We start from the raw sequence: 20,634 nt of genomic DNA on the forward strand, positions 1-20,634 counted from the left end.
ACAAGATGTAGGCGGATCAGCTTGTCGCTGAAGCCGCAGATGTTCCGCGTCTGTTGACCCGAACCGAACCTGGTACGGTACAGATTTGTATCGGATTTCCAGCCAGTGTTACAGCTGCAGTTGCTGTGGTTTAATCCGTTAAACAGAGATGCTCAGACGGGTACTACTGAATTTAACCTTAATGGATAGCAACAGATTGCAATATGGTCTGATGCGCGTTGCACTGACTACCTCGTCGCCAGGGGGACAGCGACGCCGGAACAGACGTCATCTGTCTTTTCAAACGCCTGTGCGACATGATGGATTCGATACGCTCACTGCCAGACACATGTTGTGTGAGAACGAAAAAATACCCAAATACACACAAACGCAGACGAACAGACACAAAATCCTGAAATACATTCGTGCAAATTATATTTGCGTAAATGTATATATGATACACTTTAAATCGTTGGAGGTTCTTGATGACAAAAAAAGCCATGTCAAAAAAGGCAACAGTTTTAGTGGTAGAGGAGAGCGATAGCGATGCGCAGGCGCGTCTTGAAATATTAAAAAAAATGCGCATCGTGATTCGTGCTGCTCAACAGCATTCCTTATGGATAGAAAAGCAATGTGGTGTGAATGGCGCGCAGTTATGGCTGATGCAGGAGCTGCATGAAGCACCTGATTCGCGCGTAGGAGATCTGGCAAAAAAGCTGGCGATTCATCAAACCACGGCGAGCAATTTGCTCGACGGTCTGGAGAAGCGTGGCTATGTGAGCAAGATGCGCGATCCGAAAGATCAGCGGGTAGTCAGAGTCAGTCTGACGGAAGAAGGAATGAATGTATTTATACGTTCGCCCAGACCGGCACGCGGCTTATTGCCGGAAGCATTGCGGCAGCTGGATGCCGAAAAAATCCGGGAACTGAACAGCGGGCTGCAGGGTTTGCTCGACAGCATTGATGCCCTGGATGAAGGATTTGCATTATTGCCGCTGCCTTTTACGATGTAGCGGCGCAAAAAAGAACGCTGGAAAGCCGAATTTTGCTTTCTGTGATCGCCTCCCCTGTAGGGAGGATTTTTTTAGCTTTTTGAAAAATTTGTTAAGCATGGCGCCGGAAAATCAGGGGATGCCGGAGAACATGCTCATTACCCAAAAGCCCCGAATTTACTTCCGAAGGAGATTCAAATGCGCGTTCTTACCCTGGCAAGCAGTTTTACCATCGCGACTGCATTACTTGCCGGTTGCAGCACATCACCGAAAGTGGCAGAAAAACCGGCGGAAGCGCCGGCAACACCTGTGGTGCAAGACAATCGTGCGGTCGCGACAGTCACGGCACCTGTGATTGATCCCTTAGATGATCCAAAAAATATCTTGTCCAAGCGCAGCGTTTATTTTGATTTTGATGCGTATGTTGTGAAACCTGAGTATGCGAATATTGTCTCCGCGCATTCAACTTATATCCGCGACAGCAAAAGCCGCAAAGTCCTGATTCAAGGTAATACCGACGAGCGCGGTGGCAGCGAATACAATCTCGCACTGGGTCAGAAACGTGCGGAAGCCTTGCGTAAGGCGATGGTGATTTTGGGTACACCGGACAGCCAGATTGAAGCGGTGTCATACGGTAAAGAAAAACCTAAGGCCACTGGCCACGACGAAGCATCCTGGGCAGAAAATCGCCGTGATGACATCGTGTACACCAGCCGCTAATTCATCACCGTCCGTGTTTCTAACGGGTCCTCACTGCACTTGCGGCAGTGGGGACTTTGATCTTTAAGAAGGTGTGTTCATCGTGTGCGGTAAGAGTGAGCGTTAAGAGTTAGCTACACGTCGCACACAGCAGCAAATATAAAATGATGCGACTACGATATCTGGTGTGGATTTTCTTTTTTTGTGCAAGCAGCGCTCACGCGAAGTCATTTGATTCAGAACATATTCTGGTGGTCGATGATGCCAGTGGAAAAGTGATACTGGAAAAAAATGCGAATAACATCACACCCATCGCGTCACTTACCAAGTTGCTGACGGCGATGCTGGTGATAGACAGCCATGCCGCCATGGATGAAAAAATCACAGTGGAAGAAGCCGATGTTGATAAGCTCAAGCACAGCTCCTCACGCTTGCCTGTTGGCAGCACGTTAACCCGCGGTGAAATGCTGCAAATTGCATTGATGTCGTCAGAAAACCGGGCGGCTTCTGCGCTGGCTCGTCATTATCCGGGTGGCTACGCGGCGTTTATGGCCGCCGCTGCGGCCAAGGTGAAAGCGCTTGGTATGACGCAGACGGTGATCGTCGAGCCGACCGGTTTGTCGCCGCAAAACGTGTCCACCGCCGCAGATCTAATGAAACTGGCGAAGGCGGCATCTCAATACAAACTGATCCGCGAAGCGACCTCGGATGAGGCTGAGCAACTGCATGTCAGGCGCAGGGATATCGAATTTCATAATACCAACAGCCTGGTCGGCAAAAATGGCTGGAAGATTTTGCTGTCCAAAACCGGATTTACGAATGAGGCGGGCAATTGCCTGATCATGCAGATGCTCATCGCTAAAAAGAAGGCAACGATGGTCATACTGAAGGCCAGAGCCAGATCGACCAGGTTGAGAGATATCGTCAATATTCGTCGCCTGCTGGAAGCCCGCTTTGATGACTGAGCACCGTCTGAATGCAATCTTTGCCTGATTCTGGGCTGAGGGGGCAGGAGCAGCCAGCCCGTTACGATGGCATCGCCGGGTCGATTTACCGGTGATTTGGCCTGAAATATACTGGGGGGAGTATATGTGGAAGCCCTTTAAATATCAGGACATTCGGGATGCTTTAAGAAAAAATGGGGGGAGTATATAAAAATACGACCTGATACAACGCGCCCTCAGGTCGCTTATGTCGTCAGTCTGCTGCTTGGGCAGCGGTGATGTCAGCGCAGGTATTTGTGCCGCAGTTTTTCAAATAAACCTGACTGCTGTACTTTTTCAAAGGCTTTGCGGATTTTTTTGACCAGATCAGGATCGCTGTTTTTGCTCATCGCCAGATAATACTGATTATTGCCATCAATCAGCATCACTGGTTCAAGTTCGTCCATCGCACGATTCTGCGATTTCATTAAAAACGCGGCGCTCCAGTTCTGGAAGATCGCCAGATCAACCCGGCCCAGCAGGAATTTCTTCATATTGGATTCATCTGTCGGCGCGTAATCGACCACGTGCTCAGAAAGCTGACTTTTACGCAGGAACTCTTTTGTGGACGCCATTTCCCGCACCAGCCCGGTTTTATAGGCACCGGCATCACTCAGCGTCTTGATCCGTATGTCTGTGCGCGACTTGAGTTTGTACAGATAAATCTGACGGTTGCTGAGCGCTCCTATCCATTCAAACTGCGCATCACGTTCGGGCGTGCGGGTGATGGAAAAAATCAGGGTATTCGGTTGTTGCAGAGCACGCTGGTAAGCGCGTGCCCACGGTATCAACTCTATCGGTGCCGACAGTCCGGCCTCCTGTAACACTGCCTGCACAATTTCCGTGGAATAACCGGTGACGTTGCCACGCTCTTCATAATTCAGCGGCGGTAAATTTTCAGTGACGACTGACAGCTGACTCGCGCTGACGACTGCAGGTAGCAGACTGCATCCGCACAGCAGAAACAAACAAGCGTGTAAAAAAGAAAAAGTTAAACGAGGCATGTCCTGATTCTAACACCGGCTTATCGCCGAGATTTCGTATCACTGGCTTATTGACAATGTTTAACCTGCAGTACCGGGTCAGCGTCTGGCTGCTCTGATGTACAACGGCGGGCAGTGCGCCCGGACGCAGACCGGGTACAGTCGGGAATCATTGGTGCGTCATCGCATTTTGCCGGGGGGAAATACGATGACGCGTTCTTTATGCGGCGGTGATTTGCTGCATCGCCTTGAGCAAAGCGTCGATATGCGATTCGGGCGTCTGAATTCCGGGTGTGACTCTGAGGCAGCTGCCGGATGCAAGACCATCGCGCGGAACGACAAAAATGCCATGTTGTAAAGCCAGCGTCTTCGCCAGCGCCGCATTCTCTTTCGTGCTGCGTTTTCCTTTCAGACGGAATGAAGTGATGGCGCTGCTGAGTCGCGCATCGGACGATGCCAGCACATCAAGCCCACTGATCTGGCGCGCGCCCTCGACCCAGCGATTGCGCAAATACTGCAGCCGTGCCTGTTTGTTAGCCACGCCAATCGCCGCGTGCACATCGAGCGCTTTCGGCAGACTCAGATAAGCTGCGAAATTCAGTGTACCGGTGTGCACCCGTGTGCTGATGTCATCACCGTCGGGTTCACCCAGATAAGGGGCGATATCGCGCACACGGCCGCGCTTGATATACACCGCGCCGACTCCGACCGGCGCTCCTATCCATTTGTGCAGATTAATGCCGACAAAATCTGCCTGCAAATCAGGGATGCGCATGTCGAGCTGCCCGAAGCCGTGAGCGGTATCGACGATGACATCGATGCCGCGTTCACGCGCCAGCCTTGCGATATGGGCGACCGGTAAGACCATACCGTTGCGGTGATTGACGTGTGTGAGCAGCATCAGTTTAAGACGCGGATTCTGGTCCATCGCCGCCACAAAGGCTGCGATCACGGCGTCGTAACTGAATGGTTCGGGCATATTGATCGCCACAACATTGACGCCACGGCGTTGCTTTAGCCAGCGCATGGTGGTGATCATATTGTCGTAATCGATATCAGCGTACAGCACGCTGTCACCCGCATTCAGGCGCTGATAACCTGCGATCAATACCTGTAAGGCTTCTGTTGCGCCGCGCGTCAATACGATTTCATCGTGATGGACACCGAGCGCATCTGCAGTTCGTTTGCGCGCGCTCTCGAACTCCGCCGGAAATCGCACCCGGCCGTACCAGGCGTTGCCACGGTTAACCATCGCCAGTTGCTGCTGATAATCCGCCAGCACAGACTTCGACATCGAACCCCAGTAGGCGTTGTCGAGCAATACGACTTCATCCGTGATGTCGTATTGTGCTGCAATCGCGTTCCAGTAGGCGTTGTCGCGCGCCAGCGCCGCCGGTGTTATGCCGGCAGGGACGAGCGGCATGGCTGGCAACGCCGCTGACGTCTGGTTTGCGCCACTGACATTCGCTGAAGCCAGCGGCAAGGCGCCGAGCAGCGCCCCCGTGCGTAACAAGTGGCGGCGCCTGGCGTCTATGTTGTTGATGCGTTCACGGCTCAAAATTTCACCTTGTATTCAACGTAAAGGCTGCGGCCATCGGTGTCATAAGGCGCGTTGCGTGAGTAGATCAGGCCACGGCTGGCCTGGAAGGTAGCTTCGTCAGGGTATTTGTTGAGCAGATTATCGATACCGGCGCGTATCGATTGCTTTTGACTGAGCTTGTAACTGAGGGCGACATCGAGAAACTGAATGCCACCAAAACGCTGGAAAATATCGCCGGTTGCATTGCCGGAATTATCGGTCCATGCGCCGTAATAACGGACGCGTGCCAGTGCATCCCAGTTGCCGCTCTCATAGTTACCGCTGATCGTCGCTTTATGGCGTGGCAGACGTTCTTCGAATACCTTACGTTGTGCTGCATTAGTCGCAACGCTGGATTTCCCGCTGTCAACGGTGGTGGTATTGTAGTTATACGCCAGTGTCAGATTGAGTTTGCCGCTACCCAGCTTGCTCAGATGACTACCGACAATATCAATACCGCGTGTCGTGGTGTCGAAGTCATTCGTGAAATAACTGACTGAAGTGTAACGCAGCGGATTCGCGATACCCGCTGGTACGGCAAATGAAGCTGAGGTACTGAAGCGGTCCGTGACCTTAATGTTGTACACATCCACAGAGCCGGAAAAGCCCAGCGCATTTTTCCATGTCAGGCCGAGCGACAGGTTTTGTGATTTTTCGGGTTTCAATGGCTGCGCGCCGAGCAGAATCGCGAGCGGATCATTATTCGCCAGACGTCCGCTGGTGAACAGCAAGAGCGTCTTGGTATCCAGACCCTGGCTGGTACTGTTGGTATTCGATTGCCCCGGCGTCGGTGCGCGGAAACCGGTGGAATACGAACCACGCAAGGCCATATCCGGATTCAATGCATAGCGCGCCGACAACTTGCCGTTGACGGTATTGCCGAATTCTGAAAAATGCTCGTAACGCACTGCCGCACCCAGATTCAGCGCCTTGCTGACGGGCGCTTCGACGTCAAGGTAGGCGGCATAACTGTCCTGACCCCAGCTGCCTGCCTGCCTGTCGCTGAAACCCGGTGCGCCGTTAGAATTTGCATCCAGCCCTACCGCAGCGCCGGGGCCGACGGTATAAGAAGCGACCTCACCTGCTTTGACGCCGTAGGTTTCATTTCTGAGTTCCGCGCCAAACGCGATATTGACTGGTTGCGCCATGGATGCGACTGGTAACTCATAGTTGACGTTCGCATTCAGAATTTTTTCTTCCTGCGACAGACGTCCGAGGTAAAACGCCGTCGGGCTGGCCGGTCCCATCGACGCATTGATGGAATTCGCCAGCTTATAGTCGATGCGGTTGCGACCATAAGAGGCGCTGACATCCCAATTCATGCGTTCACTTGCCTGCCCGCGTATGCCAGCGACGAACTGCATATCATCCTGTTCATTGGAATAGCTGGGGCTGAAGCCAACCGGATACAAACGACGTAAATCCCAGCCGGGGAACACGCTGCTGGTTTTGTATGCACCAGTGCTGGTGTCCGGATTGCGCCAGTTAAAATCAGAAGTGCCGTCACCGCTGCTGTATAAGCCGTAGCTGTACAGCGCTATCGTGTCGCTGAGATTCATGCTGGCATTAAAGCCGACACGTTTGTTGTCGAGTTCCGGCTGGCCCCAGCGTTGTACCGGATTCGGTACATTCAGTTCCGGATGCGCTGCCTGAAACGCAATCGCATCTGCCCGCTGGCGGGTGCGTGAGGTTGGATCAGACTTCGCCAGCGCGCCGAAGATGGTCGCTTTTCCGGCGTCGCCAAAGGTAAAGCCCGTTTTCAGATTTACTTCATTGGTTTTCCCATCGCCTTCGGAATATTGCGAATGGCGAACCGAGATTTCTGTACCCGGCGTATCGTCAAGAATAATGTTGATCACACCGGCAATCGCGTCCGAGCCATATTGTGCAGAAGCACCATCGCGCAGAACTTCTATGCGTTTGATCGCGCTGACAGGAATTTGCGCCAGATCTGCGGCCTGCGCCCCGCGTGAACCGAGCAGTGCACTGCGATGGAAGCGTTTGCCGTTGATCAGTACCAGCGTCTGATCCGGCGACAAGCCTCGCAAAGTGGCTGGACGCACGAACACCTGCCCATCCGCCATCGGCAGACGCTGTACCACATACGATGGCACCAGTTGTGCCAGCACGTTATTCAGATCCGATGAATCGACGGAGCGGATATCTTCCCGGTTAAACACATCGACTGGTGCCATCGTATCAAACTGGGTGCGGTTGCTGCCGCGCGTGCCGGTGACGATCACTGCCTGCGCGGCTGCATCTTCATTACCGGCGGTGGATGGTGTGATCAGATTATTTTGCGCTTGTGTCTGCGGGATCAACAATGCGTTCAGGCTACACAGTAATGCCACGGCTTGCGCGATGCGGGTACGGGATAAAATCATTGGGTGCGTTCTCTGAGTTGAATAAGTCTGTCAGGCAACTCCGCGTGCTTCACAAAAGTCATGAGCCAGTTGCAGCATGTACCGCGAAGTTAATTTTACTCATATTAAAAGCATGTAACTCATGCGAATGATCTGAGGCAGTCAGATACTAAGAAGAGAATGTTTCTCTGGCGTGACACGAGTGACTTGTGTTTTCTGTGAATATGACTGATAGACAACTCTGCCACAGGATGTTCGGGCTTGAACATAAGACGTAGCTAAGCTTGTTGCACATTACCTGTATGGCAGCAGTCCCGCAGAAAGACGGGTACAGACAGTGAGGTGCAGTGACATGAGATGGTTTCCAGTTCTTTCCGGAACCACGGTGTTTGCTGATCAGCGCAGGAAATTAGAAAGAAAGGAAGTGTGGTGCGCCAGACACGAATCGAACGTGCGACCCCAGCCTTCGGAGGGCTGTACTCTATCCAACTGAGCTACTGGCGCGGTGAGAATATTGCAAGGCCCGCATTTTAACCTAATTTCCACCGTTTCTTGTAAATCACTTCGCGCTTTTTGTCGCAGATGATCTGCAGATTCGCTGATACTGATCATAGAAACATCGCTTTTCGTTCCAAACCCTTATCTTTCGCTCTATAATCAAAAACTTTGATACCAGCCACTTCCAGTCGCTGGCGGGCAACCGGAACCACCATTTCATTTGCAACGAGGAAACCATGAGTGACGCGCACGACGAACACGAATCAGCGATTAAGACACCAAAGCAACTTATCGTTGCAATTCTCGCTGGATTTCTGGTCCCTATTATCGCTATTGTTTTATTGGTTCAGTATGTCGCCAATGATAAAAAAGTAGGCGCAGGCTCATCAGCGCAGACCCCCGAAGCGATTGCTGCCCGGATTCAGCCAGTGGCTGATCAGGGTTTTACCTTCAAAGATAACAGCGGCCCTAAGCAATTGCAGTCGGGCGAAGCTGTCTACAAAATGGTCTGCTCAGCATGTCATGACTCTGGTGCAGCCGGCGCGCCAAAATTTGGTGATGCCGCCGCCTGGGCACCACGCATTGCCCAGGGTTACGATACTGTATTGACTCACGCCCTGGGCGGTTTGCGCGCAATGCCTGCGAAAGGCGGCAATCCGGATTTGGATGACGTTGAAGTTGCCCGCGCCGTCGTGCATCTGGCAAACGCTGGCGGTGCTAAATTTAAAGAGCCCGAAGTCAAAGCTGCAGCAGAGGCAGAGGCGTCTGCTAAATAAACTGATGCTTTATTCTTTCACAGCGGGGTGACGTTGCCCGATGTAAAAAAGCCCTCGTTTTTACGAGGGCTTTTTTATTGCGCCTTCTATGGCCGGAGATCAGAAAAAGATTGCTATTCCTATATGTCAGTACAGTTATGGTGTTCAGATATGAACTTCAACTTTGCTCTCGGCTGATTAAATAAATTTATCGCAACAGTCTGAAAATATTACTGTCCCGCTTGAAGTATCAATTTTCCTCAAAATGTGGCAAAAAAATTTTTTGCCACATTTTGGTGCAATTGGGTTGGAAAAATAAAGTTCCGAGGTTTTCTTTCATTTCAAAACAAACTTTTCCCAAAGTGAGTACAAATCAGACTATTTGCTAATTTTCATAACTAGACATGCATTATTCAGTCATCTGCGATTATTTGATAAATAAAATGCAGATTCAACAAAAAACGACAATCGATCAAATCATTTATATTGCTTTGCACAAAAAAGAAGCGTGCCTGTGACAGAGGTTTCTTTACTGAAAAATCGATGTTGTTTTTTTGCGAAGGCAAAGAAAGCATGATTGACACTAAGTATCACCAGATGTTTCTATGGCAGATAATATTTTTTTGACAGAATTATTTACATAAATTAGTTCAATCCAATGGACTAATTTACAAAGAAAAAAAGCACTGCAATGTGTAAAAAAATCTGCAAAAAATATTTATCGGGGTGTTGGTTATTGTGTATCAGAACAAGATAAAGCCATGTTTTATTCAGCATTGATGTGGCTGTTAATTGGAATTGATATACAAAAATGACAAGCGTCAGAAAATGGTTTTTTCAACGTTTGCTGATGCTTATTGTTGAATTGGATACTTAGGAACTCACATGTCTAAAAAAAATCTTGTATTTAAAAAGACACTGGTCGCACGCGCATTGACGCTGGCGTTCGGTGTCGGTGTTGCCTCCTTTGGCTTTACACCAGAAGTAATGGCGCAGTCTAATGCTGCCGGTACTGTCTACGGTACCGTTGCAACTGGCACTGCTACGAGTGTGGTATTGAAAAATACAGATACCAACTTAACCCGTACTGTGACTATTGATGCGAATGGTAAGTACCAGGCTACGGCTTTGCCAGCGGGTCATTACAAAGCAACTTTAATGAAAGACTCCACAGTTCTGTCTACTGCTGAGTTTGATGTGCTGGCAGGTCAGGGTGTGGAGCCAGCGTTTACTTCTGCATCAACTGCAGCAGCAGGTGTTCAATCTGTTGAAGTTTCTGCACGCCGCAGCCGTATCGACGTATCCAGTGCAACAAATGGCGCAACATTTACTGCGAAAGAATTGGCTAAATTGCCAGTCGCGCAAAGCGTTGACGGCATTATTCAATTGGCACCAAATACGACTCGCGCAGATAGCCGTTATGCTGGTGGCGCAAGTTTCGGTGGTGGTGGTGCATCTGAAAATGCTTACTACATCAACGGTTTCCCGGTAACAAACCCATTGACGCAGTTGGGTGCCTCTGAATTGCCATTCGGCGCGATTGGTCAGGCACAAATTCTGACCGGTGGCTTCGGTGCGGAGTTCGGCCGCTCTGTTGGTGGTGTAGTGAATATCACGACAAAAAGTGGTACGAATAACTGGGAAGCTGGCGCAAGTGTGAGCATCACACCTGACGCTTTGCGTTCAAACTATGTCGATATCTACTATCCAAAGACAGGTGCGTCATCTAATGCATCTACCGATGGAACTTTGTATCGCCGCAGACAAGACAATACTGCAGAGACTAAGCGTTATGGCGCGTATGTCGGTGGTCCGATCATTCAAGATAAATTGTTCATGTTTTTGGCTGCTGAGTCGACAAAAACAGACTACAACACAGTGGCTGCCACGACTGCCAGTACATCTGCTCTGAAGGATGGTTATCTGACTCAAAAAGATGTCACTACCCGTTATCTGGGTAAATTTGACTGGAACATTTCTGACGATCATCGTCTGGAACTGACTTTGATTGGCGACAAGCCTACCAGTGATCAGCAGTTGTCTGGATACAATTATGCTACCGGTCAGCGCGTTGGTCCTGTCGTCAGCTCAGCGCATTACACGAACGTTCCTACTTATGCCCCATCGACAGGTGCTGATACTCAAATCCTGAAATACACCGGTAATCTGACAGAAAATCTGACTCTGACAGCACTGTATGGTGAGAGTTTGACGAAGAACATCAATACCTATGACGGTTACGATGTGAATCAGAAGCTGTATCAGGTCGTTGCTGCCGTGTCTGCCCGTGCTCCTGGCATTACTTATAACAATCCTCAGCCGCTGACAGGCAACATTTTGCCACCAGGTGCGCAAGATAAAGTTAAGTCGACACGTCTGGATCTGGAGTACAAATTAGGTAGCCACACAATTCGTGCTGGTCTTGACGATAACAAATTGTCTTCTATCAATGCGGGTGATTTCCGAGCCGGTGGCGGTATTTATCAGTATCTGAAAACAGCAACTCCAAACTCAGCCATCAGTATGTCTGGCGTAAGAAGAAAAACCGCTGATTACGGTGGTTTAGGCGTCGGTGGTTACTATGGTCGTGAGCGTATTTTTACTGACGTAACGAATGCGTATTCCGACCAATCGGCACAATACATCGAAGATCGTTACCAAGTGACTAAAGACGTGTTGGTCACATTCGGTGTACGTAACGAGCAGTTTAAAAACAAAAACGGTGATCAGCAAACTTTCTTGGAAATGAAGAACCAGTTCGCTCCACGTCTGGCTGCAGCATGGGACGTTAATGGTGATTCATCGATGAAAGTATTCGGTAGTGCCGGTCGCTACATGTTGCAGATTCCAACACACTTAGCTGTGCGTGGCGCTAGCCGTTCAACATTTACTGATCAGTACTTCACTTACACCGGTGTTGATCCACAAGGTGTGCCGATCGGACGCGTCAATATGACAACTCCAGTATCGACTAATAATGAATACGGTCAGGCTAAGGACGTCAACACGGTATCCGCTTTGGATATGAAACCAACGTATCAAGATGAAATTACGCTCGGTTTCGAAAAAGCGTATTCTCCATCGATGAACTTCGGTGCTAAGTTCACGTATCGTCAGTTGAAATCTACAATTGATGACTTCTGTGATCAACGTCCGTTTGATAAATGGTTAGCGAAACACCCAGAAGTTAACGCTGATAACTGGGGTGGCTTCGGTTGTGCTTCGTTCAATCCAGGTATTGGTAATACTTTCTTAGTTGATTTTGCTGGTACTCAGAAAAACTACACCAAGGTATTTTTGAGTAAAGAAGATCTGGGCTTTGATTCTGCTGAACGTAAGTACACAGCAATTGACCTGTTTATCGAGCATCCATATCGCAATGGCTGGTACGGTAAAGTGAACTACACCTGGTCTCGCAGCAAAGGTAATACTGAAGGTCAAACTAAGTCTGATAATGCTCAAACAGACGTGGCAGCAACGTCTACATGGGATACAGCTGAGTTGATGCAGTATTCAAACGGCTTGTTACCAAATGATCGTACTCACCAAATCAAGGCTTATGGTTTCTATGATTTGACACCAGAATGGACTGTTGGTGGTAATTTCCTGGCAGCTTCCGGACGTCCGAAGAACTGCTTTGGTAATCATCCGAATCTGGGTGATTCCCCAGACTATGGTTCAGTCTATTTCTACTGTGATGGTAAACCAGCACCACGCGGTACAAATGGTAATCTGCCATGGGATGTTCGTTTCGACGTGAACCTCGCATACAAACCTGCAGCAGTCAAAGGTTTGGCGTTGAAAGTGGACGTATTCAACCTGTTTAACAAACAGACTATTCAGACTATCGATGAAACATACAACGTTGGTACACAAGTATCCGGAACGTATGGTCGCGTCATCAGCTACACAGCACCTCGTAGCGTAAGATTGACAGCTGAGTACAATCACAAATTCTGATTTTGATGATTGCAGTGATGGACTTTATGTATTTACAAAGAAGTCTTAGCTGAGAAATGAAATTGCCCCGGTCTATGCCGGGGCTTTTTTTTTGAAGGAACAGAAATGATTGTCGCGAATAATTCAGATCAGAACGATGGAAAAAAATTTTTGGTGAACGCAGAGAGAGGACGAGAAAGTATGCGGAAAGCTCAATCAATGCCGATTTATGCACATGAATTACAGTTGAATAAGGCTGCTTTCGGTCGTAACAGAAAATACGTGCCAGACTGCAGAAGCTTGGTTAAAGAGTAACGTTTATTGTGCTGGGCTGACGATTTTCCCATTTGCATAAGTCGCTGCAATACTGCGGTCGTCTCCCAATAACGCCAGTGCAAACAGCAATTCTTCCAAAGAATTGCAATTACTGGTACGGCGTTTCAGGAGTGGTGTGGCTTGCGGGTCGAGTACGTTAAAGTCTGCTTCGGCACCGGCCACGAAATTGCCGATACAAGTTTCGAGTTGCATGCTGCGTGCGCCGCCTAAGGTGGCGAGATAAAACATCCTTGTCGCTGACAGATAGGTGCCGCCCATACGTGCCACTTTGTATGCGGCATTCATTGTTTGCAGCATAGAAAACGAGGTGCCGCCGCCGACGTCGGTGGCTAGCGAGAGCGGCACGTTCTGGGCATCTGCCTGTTGGAAATCAAATATGCCACTGCCCAGAAACAGATTGGATGTCGGGCACAAGGCGACCGCGGATCGGGTGGCAGCCATACGCGCGCGGTCTTCATCGTTGAGCCAGATACAGTGGGCAAACATCGCACGTTCCCGCATCAGCCCGTAGCGATCATAAATATCGAGATAACTGCGTGCTTCTGGAAACAGTGAGCGCGCCCATGCACATTCATCCTGATTTTCTGCCACGTGTGTCTGAATAAAGGTATCTGGGTAGGCATGCGCTAACTCACCGGCGAGTTGCATTTGCACTGGGCTGGAAGTTGGTGCAAAACGTGGTGTGATTGCATACAGCTGGCGGCCATGCTTATGCCATTTTTTGATCAGGGTTTCGCTGTCGCGGATACCGCCTTCTGCGGTGTCGCGTAAAAACTCGGGGCAGTTTCTGTCCATTAACACTTTCCCCGCAACCATGCGCAAATTGCGTTTGGCGCTCGCTTCAAAAAAAGCATCGACTGATTCCGGATGTACGGTGCAATACACCATCGCGGTGGTAGTGCCGCAACGCACTAATTCATCCAGAAAAAAGTTGGCTACTTCTCTAGCGTGCAGAGGGTTTTCAAACTGCCTTTCCGCTGGAAACGTATATTGCTCCAGCCAGGGCAACAGCCCTGGTGCCGGTGATGCAATGATGTCGGTTTGCGGATAATGAATATGCGTATCGATGAACCCGGGAGTAATGATTTTGCCGGGAAAGTGTTCAATAACGACATCGGCAGGCAGCGTCGGTTTTAGTTGCTGATAGTCTCCCGCAGCCTGTACCCGGCCATCATTGACGATCAGCAGGCCATCTTGATGCCAATGTGTTCCGTCCGGATTATGCAGAGGGTCATCGGTAAAGTGCAGCAAGCTCGCACGGTAGGCTTGTATTTTATGAATAGTCATCTGTTTCTGTCGGACAGAGATTTGATGCGGCTCGCAGGGTTAATTTGCCCGAAATGCCGCATCAATATTGGGTGATTGTTTGAAAAAATGTACTCTAGATGCGCGTATCTTAATCGCGAATCACATTCACTGCGCGCAGAATTGCCTCACTGGTTGCAGGCGCAGTTAAGGGGGGATGACGCTGATGGTCCGCAACGCTGGCAATCGCATCGCGTATCGCAAAGAATACGGAAAACGGCAATAACAGCGGCGGTTCACCAACGGCTTTTGATCTGTGTATGCTGTCAGCGACGTTCTTATTCTTAAACAGGCTGATGCGGAAATCTTCCGGGCAATCTGATATTGCCGGTATCTTATACGTCGATGGTGCATGCGTGGTTAATTTGCCGCTGGCATTCCAAACCAGCTCTTCCGTTGTCAGCCAGCCCATGCCTTGTATGAATGCGCCTTCTACCTGACCTTTGTCGATCGCCGGATTGAGTGAATTACCCGCATCGTATAACACATCGGCACGTAGTAATTTCCATTCGCCCGTCAGGGTATCGACGACCACTTCAGACACCGCCGCACCGTAGGAGTAATATGAAAACGGATTACCCTTCATCGATTTGCCGTCCCAATGTAAATCCGGCGTCGCGTAAAAGCCGTCAGACCATAATTGCACCCGCGCCAGATAGGCTTTTTGTACCAGTTCAGAAAACAAAACCGTGTTGCCGCCTGAACTGATGTTGCCATCTGAGAAGCTCACTTCGCTGGCAACGCCGCCCAAGGTGGTTACCGCAAATGTGGCGAGCCGATCGCGTATCTGGCGTGCAGCAGCCTGCGCCGCCTTGCCGTTCAGATCGGTGCCGGTTGATGCTGCTGTGGCAGATGTATTGGCGACCTTCGTGGTGTCGGTTGCTGTGACTTTGACGGCGCTCAGCGGCACACCCATTTCGTGCGCCACCACCTGTGCGACTTTGGTATTGAGTCCCTGGCCCATTTCTGTGCCGCCATGATTGACCAGCACAGAACCATCCAGATACACATGTACTAGGGCACCAGCCTGATTCAGATGCGTCACGTTGAAGGCGATACCGAATTTGTGTGGCGTCAGTGCCAACCCTTTTTTCAGTACCGGGCTGGTCGCGTTGAATTTGGCGAGCTCAGCCCGGCGCGCCCGATAGCTGCTGCTTTGCTCTAATTCAGCAACCAGCTCGTGTATCACGTTATCGACGACTTTCTGACCATAGTGAGTAACGTTCCTGCCCTCGCCGTCGTTGCGTCCGTAAAAATTCAGTCGCCGTACATCCAGCGCATCTTTACCAAGACGGAGGGCGATATCGTCGATGATATGTTCTATCAGTATCGCCCCTTGCGGGCCGCCAAAGCCACGAAATGCGGTGTTTGATTGCGTATTTGTTTTGCAGCACATGGCGCGGATATCGACATCGGACAGAAAGTAAGCGTTATCCAGATGACAGACCGCACGGGTAGCGACAGGCCCGGACAGATCGGCGGAAAAGCCGGCGCGTGACAGCATTTGTACCTTGACGCCGAGAATCAGCCCTTCGTCGTTGTACCCGGCTTCATAGTCGTAATGAAATTCGTGGCGTTTTCCTGTGACCAGCATATCGTCGTCGCGATCCGCACGGAGCTTGACCGGTCGTTGCAGTCTGAACGCGCACAGAGCAGCAACACCAGCCCATAACGCTGATTGCGATTCTTTACCGCCGAAGCCACCGCCCATACGTCTGCATTCGACTTGCACACTGTGCGACGGAATGGCTAGCGCATGTGCGACGACGTGCTGCATTTCACTCGGATGCTGAGTCGAGCAGGCAACGTACATGCCATTCGCTTCTAAAGGAATCGCATAGGCGATCTGACCCTCAAGATAAAACTGTTCCTGGCCGCCGACTTGCCATTCGCCGCTAATGCGATTTGGCGCATTAGCGATGGCATGCTGTGCATCGCCACGCGTCAGAGACATCGGTGGCAGCACATATGATTGTTGATCGTGCGCGGCGCGTGGATGCAAGATAGCAGGTAGTGTTTCGTAATCGATTTTTGCTAGCCTAGCAGCGCGGCGCGCCAGTTCATGGCTGCGGGCGACCACGGCGAACAGCGGTTGGCCGACATACTCGACGACACCATCCGCCAGTATCGGGTCATCTTTGATGATGGGGCCGCATTGGTTACTGCCGGGGAAATCACGCGCCGTGAACACAGCTATTACGCCCTGCGCCTGACGCACGGCATCCAGATCCATATGGCGTACCAGTGCATGCGCTTGCGTTGATAAGCCGAGTGCTGCATGCAGTGTGCCTTGCGTTTCCGGAATGTCGTCGGTGTAATTTGCCCTGCCACTGACGTGCAATAATGCGGATTCATGCGGATGTGATTTGCCTACTTCTGCCCACTGTGTTTCGTTTTGCCTGATCATATGGACTCCTCTGCTGAGCTTGTGCCTTCTGCGGCAAACGGATTGAGCGAGGCTGCTGGCAGCGGGCTGTCTGCCCGGGTTTCCAGCCAGAAGCGGCGCAACAGATTTTGTGCGGTCTGCAGGCGATACTCTGACGATGCCCGCATGTCACTGAGCGGTGCGTAATCATCGGATAACGCTAGCATCGCCGCTTGCAATGTCGCTTCATTCCAGACTTGTTGTTCCAGCGCGGCTTCGGCATGCGTTGCCCGTTTCGGCGTTGCCGCCATTCCGCCGAAGGCGATTCTGACTTCTGACAAAATCCCGTTTTGCAACTGTGCTGAAAAGGCGGCACAAACGGCTGAAATATCCTGATCAAAACGTTTCGCCAGTTTATAAGTACGAAAAATTTTTCCGCTGCGTGGTAAAGGAATCCGTATCGCAGCGACAATCTCGTGTGGACCTAAATCTTTATGCTGATAACCGAGATAGAAATCTTCGAGAGCCAGCTCACGTTCGCCATCAGCGCTTTTCAGGACGATGCGACTACCAAGCGCAATCAGCCACGGCATAGAGTCGCCGATCGGTGAACCATTGGCGACATTGCCACCCAGTGTTCCCGCGTGGCGTATCGGTAACGACGCGAAACGCTGCCACAACTCGCTTAATTCCTGCGGATAATATTCACACAATGCGCGATAGGCCTCGTCCAGCGTGACTGCGGCACCGATCTCCAGAACATCATTTTTCTCAGTTACCGAGCGCAACTCTTCAACGTGTCCTAGATAAATAATATCGCCCAGTTCACGGAATTGTTTGGTGATCCACAAGCCAATATCTGTGCCGCCTGCGAGCAGACATGCTTGCGGATGGGCGGCCCGCAAGCGGACTAATTCCGATATTGTTCGCGGCGCAAAAAAGTGTTGACCCTGATAAATATATTCCAGTGTTTCACTGCGAACCAAGCTCGCCAGTATGGCTGCCAACCCGGCCTGATCGAAATCCTGACGCGGGAGTTCTTCCATGCGATGCGCGGCGTCAATGATGGGGCGGTAACCGGTACAACGGCACAGATTACCGGAAAGGGCGATATCGATCTGTTTGCGTTGCAGTGGAGCGGACTCCGGGCTTCTTTGCAAATACAGGTCCCACAGGGACATCACAAAGCCCGGCGTGCAAAAGCCGCATTGTGATGCGTGGCATTCGACCATCGCCTGTTGCACCGGATGTAAAGATTCTCCATCACCCAGGTCTTCCACCGTGAAAATAGCCTTGCCATCGAGCGTAGGCATGAGCTGCAGACAGGCATTCACGGATTTCATTTCGACTTTGCCATCCCGCAACTCGCCGGTGACAACGGTGCAGGCACCGCAATCACCTTCGGCACAGCCTTCTTTGGTGCCGGTGCAATGCAGGTCTTCGCGCAGATGCTGGAGCAGTGTACGGGTAGGTGGCACATGATCTGCCTCGCGAATTTGCCCCTGAAAAAAATAACGTATCAGCCCAGACATGAGAATCCTGTGTAGAAGTGTTGTGAAATTGCACGCAGCAGTCGAGAGTGCTGTGTACCGTGAAGGTTAGCATTCAGATAAATTAAATTTATATCGAAATGATGATGCTGACTATCAACAGCAGAATTTATGCCAGCGAATCGGGGAAAAACAGGGGAATAGCAAAGAAAGTTCAGGCCAGGGGGGATCTCACAAAAGCATAATTAGTTTGCACAAAAACAGGGCAGTCAGGATTAGTTGCCAAGTGATAAATGTCAATGATTTATTTCGCACTCGTTACCAGAAGTCAGTCTAAAAAAAGTGTAAAAAAATGTTTCCATCTGGAAAAATTGCAGTATATTTCCTACCTGATTGTTACAAAGTGCAAGTTGATTCTGAACAAAACCAGGACTTGCAATCAGGGGACAGGCACATAAGTTGCTGAAATTTTCGGCGCTTTTGAATGTTTTAATTCTTTTTCAAAGTAGTGGCGTAAATGAATCTATCAAAAATGACTGTTGGTAAACGCCTGGGGCTGGGATTTGCTCTGGTTTTAATATTTTTGATCGCACTGACGATCGTTGGTGTTTTCCGGATGTCGCAAATTCAGGGGCGTCTTGAAAAAATCGTCAACGTCAGTAACGTCGAAACCCGTCTGGCGCTCGATATGCGGGCAATTGTCTATGATCGTATGGTCGCCTTGCGTAACCTGACCTTGCTCAATGACGAAGCGGATATGGAAAAGGATCTGAAAAATATCGCTGAACAATCCAAAAAATATGCGGAGGCGAGTGACAAACTGATCAAGTTGGCACAATCGGCCGATACGGTTTCGGGCGAAAAGAAAGCCTTGTTCGACAAACTGAAAGAACGCGAAACAGCTGCTGCTTCCTTACCAGAAAAAGCCAAGGCGCTTGGTCTTGCGAATGATCAGGAAATGGCAACCATCACGCTGATTAAAAAACTGCGTCCGGTACAGCAAGCCTGGCTTGATACCCTCGATGAACTGGTTGTATTGGAAGATAAACTGAATTCTGAAGTCGCCAGTGAAGCGAATTCTGCTTTTAAATCAGCGACCAGCCTGATGTTGATTCTGGGTCTGATGGCGTTAGCGGGTGGCGTTGCCGCGGCATTTTTTATCAGCCGTAGTCTGACCAGACAACTCGGTGGCGAACCGGATTATGCGGCGCAGATTGCAGGTCAGATTGCTGCGGGTGAACTGAGTGCACCGATAGAGGTAAGAAAAGGTGATCAGTCCAGTCTGATATTTGAAATGAAAAACATGCGTGACAGTCTGGTCAATATCGTGGCGCAAGTGCGCTCCGGCACCGACACGATCGCCACGGCCTCCAGTGAGATCGCTACTGGTAACCTGGATCTGTCTTCCCGCACTGAGCAACAGGCGAGTTCACTGGAAAAAACGACGTCATCCATGCGTGAACTGACGACTACCGTGAAGCAGAACGCTGATAACGCCCGCGAAGCGAATCAGCTGGCAGCTTCTGCTTCGGAAGTGGCGCGTCAGGGTGGCGAGGTGGTCGCCCAAGTGGTCGAGACTATGGGGGATATTAACGCTTCCTCGAACAAGATTGTGGACATCATCAGCGTGATCGATGGCATTGCATTCCAGACGAATATTCTGGCGCTGAATGCTGCAGTCGAGGCTGCACGTGCTGGTGAGCAAGGACGTGGTTTTGCGGTTGTGGCCGCTGAAGTCCGCAATCTGGCGCAACGCAGTGCCGCTGCTGCAAAAGAAATCAAAACGCTGATTGATAATTCCGTTGAAAAAGTTGAAATCGGCGCGCGCTTGGTGGGGCAGGCCGGCGTGACAATCGATCAGGTTGTCACCAGCGTTAAACATGTGACAGAAATCATGACGGAAATTACCGCGGCAAGTCAGGAACAGAGTGCCGGTATTGAGCGTGTGAATCATGCGATTATCGAAATGGACAGCGTGACACAGCAAAATGCAGCCTTAGTCGAACAGGCAGCCGCTGCTGCACAAAGTCTGCAGGATCAGGCGGCAGAACTGGCGAATGTGGTGAGTGTATTCAAACTCGACAAAAATGAAGGCTTATTATCATTTCAGTCTGCACCACAGAAACCCGCAGCACCTGTTGTCAAGCGCATAGAACCGGCAATGAGAGCGGCGAAATCCAAAGCGAAAGTCAGCCCGGTGAAGTCATTACCGACGGCAAAACCTGCGCCGAAGAAGTCTGCAACCGCCGCGTCTGCTGCCAGCGATGATGGCTGGGAAGAATTCTGATAAGTCAGCAAACTCAGCAGCAAACTCAGCCGCAGAATCAGCAGTAATAAGACATAAGCACCCCATTTTTATATTGATCAG

General features: G+C 50.4%; 13 protein-coding genes and 1 tRNA gene. 7 read left to right on the forward strand and 7 right to left on the reverse strand.

The features are described 5' to 3' along the window. The first annotated feature begins 464 nt into the window (after positions 1-464). From ACOTSW_RS11115 to ACOTSW_RS11125, 3 genes are all read left to right on the forward strand, one after another. Entirely contained in the window at positions 465-992 is a 528-nt protein-coding gene (locus ACOTSW_RS11115) for a MarR family winged helix-turn-helix transcriptional regulator (RefSeq protein ID WP_423679157.1), read from the forward strand. Positions 993-1,169: 177 nt separating this feature from the next. Then, positions 1,170-1,691, forward strand: coding sequence for a peptidoglycan-associated lipoprotein Pal (gene pal, locus ACOTSW_RS11120; protein ID WP_423679158.1), 522 nt, complete (start codon positions 1,170-1,172; stop codon positions 1,689-1,691). A gap of 143 nt (positions 1,692-1,834) precedes the next feature. Continuing rightward, positions 1,835-2,635 (forward strand): serine hydrolase, encoded by an 801-nt coding sequence (locus tag ACOTSW_RS11125; protein ID WP_423679159.1) that lies wholly within the window; start codon positions 1,835-1,837, stop codon positions 2,633-2,635. Positions 2,636-2,895: 260 nt separating this feature from the next. Here ACOTSW_RS11125 and ACOTSW_RS11130 read toward each other — a convergent pair whose 3' ends face one another. From ACOTSW_RS11130 to ACOTSW_RS11145, 4 genes are all read right to left on the reverse strand, one after another. After that, positions 2,896-3,657, reverse strand: coding sequence for a substrate-binding periplasmic protein (locus ACOTSW_RS11130; RefSeq protein ID WP_423679160.1), 762 nt, complete (start codon positions 3,655-3,657; stop codon positions 2,896-2,898). A 199-nt stretch (positions 3,658-3,856) separates the two neighbouring features. Next, positions 3,857-5,194, reverse strand: a complete 1,338-nt coding sequence (locus ACOTSW_RS11135) for an aminotransferase class V-fold PLP-dependent enzyme (protein ID WP_423679161.1) — start codon at positions 5,192-5,194, stop codon at positions 3,857-3,859. Further along, complete coding sequence (locus ACOTSW_RS11140; protein WP_423679162.1) at positions 5,191-7,599, reverse strand: TonB-dependent receptor plug domain-containing protein; 2,409 nt, start codon at positions 7,597-7,599, stop codon at positions 5,191-5,193. Before ACOTSW_RS11140 ends, ACOTSW_RS11135 begins: the two co-directional genes overlap by 4 nt. 406 nt (positions 7,600-8,005) lie before the next feature. Next, positions 8,006-8,082: transfer RNA gene (locus tag ACOTSW_RS11145), tRNA-Arg, on the reverse strand. Positions 8,083-8,312: 230 nt separating this feature from the next. Between ACOTSW_RS11145 and ACOTSW_RS11150 the strand changes: the two genes are divergently transcribed. The 3 genes from ACOTSW_RS11150 to ACOTSW_RS11160 all read left to right on the forward strand — a co-directional run bounded on the left by ACOTSW_RS11150 (position 8,313) and on the right by ACOTSW_RS11160 (position 13,085). After that, on the forward strand, positions 8,313-8,852 hold the full coding sequence (locus tag ACOTSW_RS11150; RefSeq protein WP_423679163.1) for a c-type cytochrome: 540 nt from the start codon (positions 8,313-8,315) through the stop codon (positions 8,850-8,852). A gap of 864 nt (positions 8,853-9,716) precedes the next feature. After that, positions 9,717-12,791: a TonB-dependent receptor gene (locus tag ACOTSW_RS11155; protein WP_423679164.1), complete on the forward strand. Its 3,075-nt coding sequence runs from the start codon at positions 9,717-9,719 to the stop codon at positions 12,789-12,791. A gap of 105 nt (positions 12,792-12,896) precedes the next feature. After that, entirely contained in the window at positions 12,897-13,085 is a 189-nt protein-coding gene (locus tag ACOTSW_RS11160) for a hypothetical protein (protein ID WP_423679165.1), read from the forward strand. 3 nt (positions 13,086-13,088) lie between these two features. Here ACOTSW_RS11160 and guaD read toward each other — a convergent pair whose 3' ends face one another. The 3 genes from guaD to xdhA all read right to left on the reverse strand — a co-directional run bounded on the left by guaD (position 13,089) and on the right by xdhA (position 18,308). Continuing rightward, positions 13,089-14,393, reverse strand: a complete 1,305-nt coding sequence (gene guaD / locus ACOTSW_RS11165; protein ID WP_423679166.1) for a guanine deaminase — start codon at positions 14,391-14,393, stop codon at positions 13,089-13,091. Positions 14,394-14,502: 109 nt separating this feature from the next. Beyond that, on the reverse strand, positions 14,503-16,818 hold the full coding sequence (gene xdhB, locus ACOTSW_RS11170; protein WP_423679167.1) for a xanthine dehydrogenase molybdopterin binding subunit: 2,316 nt from the start codon (positions 16,816-16,818) through the stop codon (positions 14,503-14,505). Beyond that, on the reverse strand, positions 16,815-18,308 hold the full coding sequence (xdhA, locus tag ACOTSW_RS11175; protein ID WP_423679168.1) for a xanthine dehydrogenase small subunit: 1,494 nt from the start codon (positions 18,306-18,308) through the stop codon (positions 16,815-16,817). The genes xdhB and xdhA overlap by 4 nt, the downstream gene beginning before the upstream one ends. 475 nt (positions 18,309-18,783) lie before the next feature. On the opposite strand from xdhA, the gene ACOTSW_RS11180 reads away from it, so the two are divergent. Beyond that, the gene (locus tag ACOTSW_RS11180; protein ID WP_423679169.1) at positions 18,784-20,553 is read left to right on the forward strand and encodes a methyl-accepting chemotaxis protein; all 1,770 of its coding nucleotides are present in this window, start codon (positions 18,784-18,786) and stop codon (positions 20,551-20,553) included. The last annotated feature ends 81 nt before the right edge of the window (positions 20,554-20,634 follow it).

It is taken from the genome of Undibacterium sp. WLHG33, from assembly GCF_049544815.1.
GTDB lineage: Bacteria > Pseudomonadota > Gammaproteobacteria > Burkholderiales > Burkholderiaceae_D > Undibacterium.

Coding starts and splice junctions, on each gene's coding strand:
- ACOTSW_RS11140 (WP_423679162.1), bottom strand. CDS start 7,599: ATGATTTTATCCCGTACCCGCATCGCGCAAGCCGTGGCATTACTGTGT.
- guaD (WP_423679166.1), bottom strand. CDS start 14,393: ATGACTATTCATAAAATACAAGCCTACCGTGCGAGCTTGCTGCACTTT.
- ACOTSW_RS11160 (WP_423679165.1), top strand. CDS start 12,897: ATGATTGTCGCGAATAATTCAGATCAGAACGATGGAAAAAAATTTTTG.
- ACOTSW_RS11125 (WP_423679159.1), top strand. CDS start 1,835: ATGATGCGACTACGATATCTGGTGTGGATTTTCTTTTTTTGTGCAAGC.
- ACOTSW_RS11180 (WP_423679169.1), top strand. CDS start 18,784: ATGAATCTATCAAAAATGACTGTTGGTAAACGCCTGGGGCTGGGATTT.
- pal (WP_423679158.1), top strand. CDS start 1,170: ATGCGCGTTCTTACCCTGGCAAGCAGTTTTACCATCGCGACTGCATTA.
- ACOTSW_RS11150 (WP_423679163.1), top strand. CDS start 8,313: ATGAGTGACGCGCACGACGAACACGAATCAGCGATTAAGACACCAAAG.
- ACOTSW_RS11130 (WP_423679160.1), bottom strand. CDS start 3,657: ATGCCTCGTTTAACTTTTTCTTTTTTACACGCTTGTTTGTTTCTGCTG.
- ACOTSW_RS11155 (WP_423679164.1), top strand. CDS start 9,717: ATGTCTAAAAAAAATCTTGTATTTAAAAAGACACTGGTCGCACGCGCA.
- xdhB (WP_423679167.1), bottom strand. CDS start 16,818: ATGATCAGGCAAAACGAAACACAGTGGGCAGAAGTAGGCAAATCACAT.
- xdhA (WP_423679168.1), bottom strand. CDS start 18,308: ATGTCTGGGCTGATACGTTATTTTTTTCAGGGGCAAATTCGCGAGGCA.
- ACOTSW_RS11115 (WP_423679157.1), top strand. CDS start 465: ATGACAAAAAAAGCCATGTCAAAAAAGGCAACAGTTTTAGTGGTAGAG.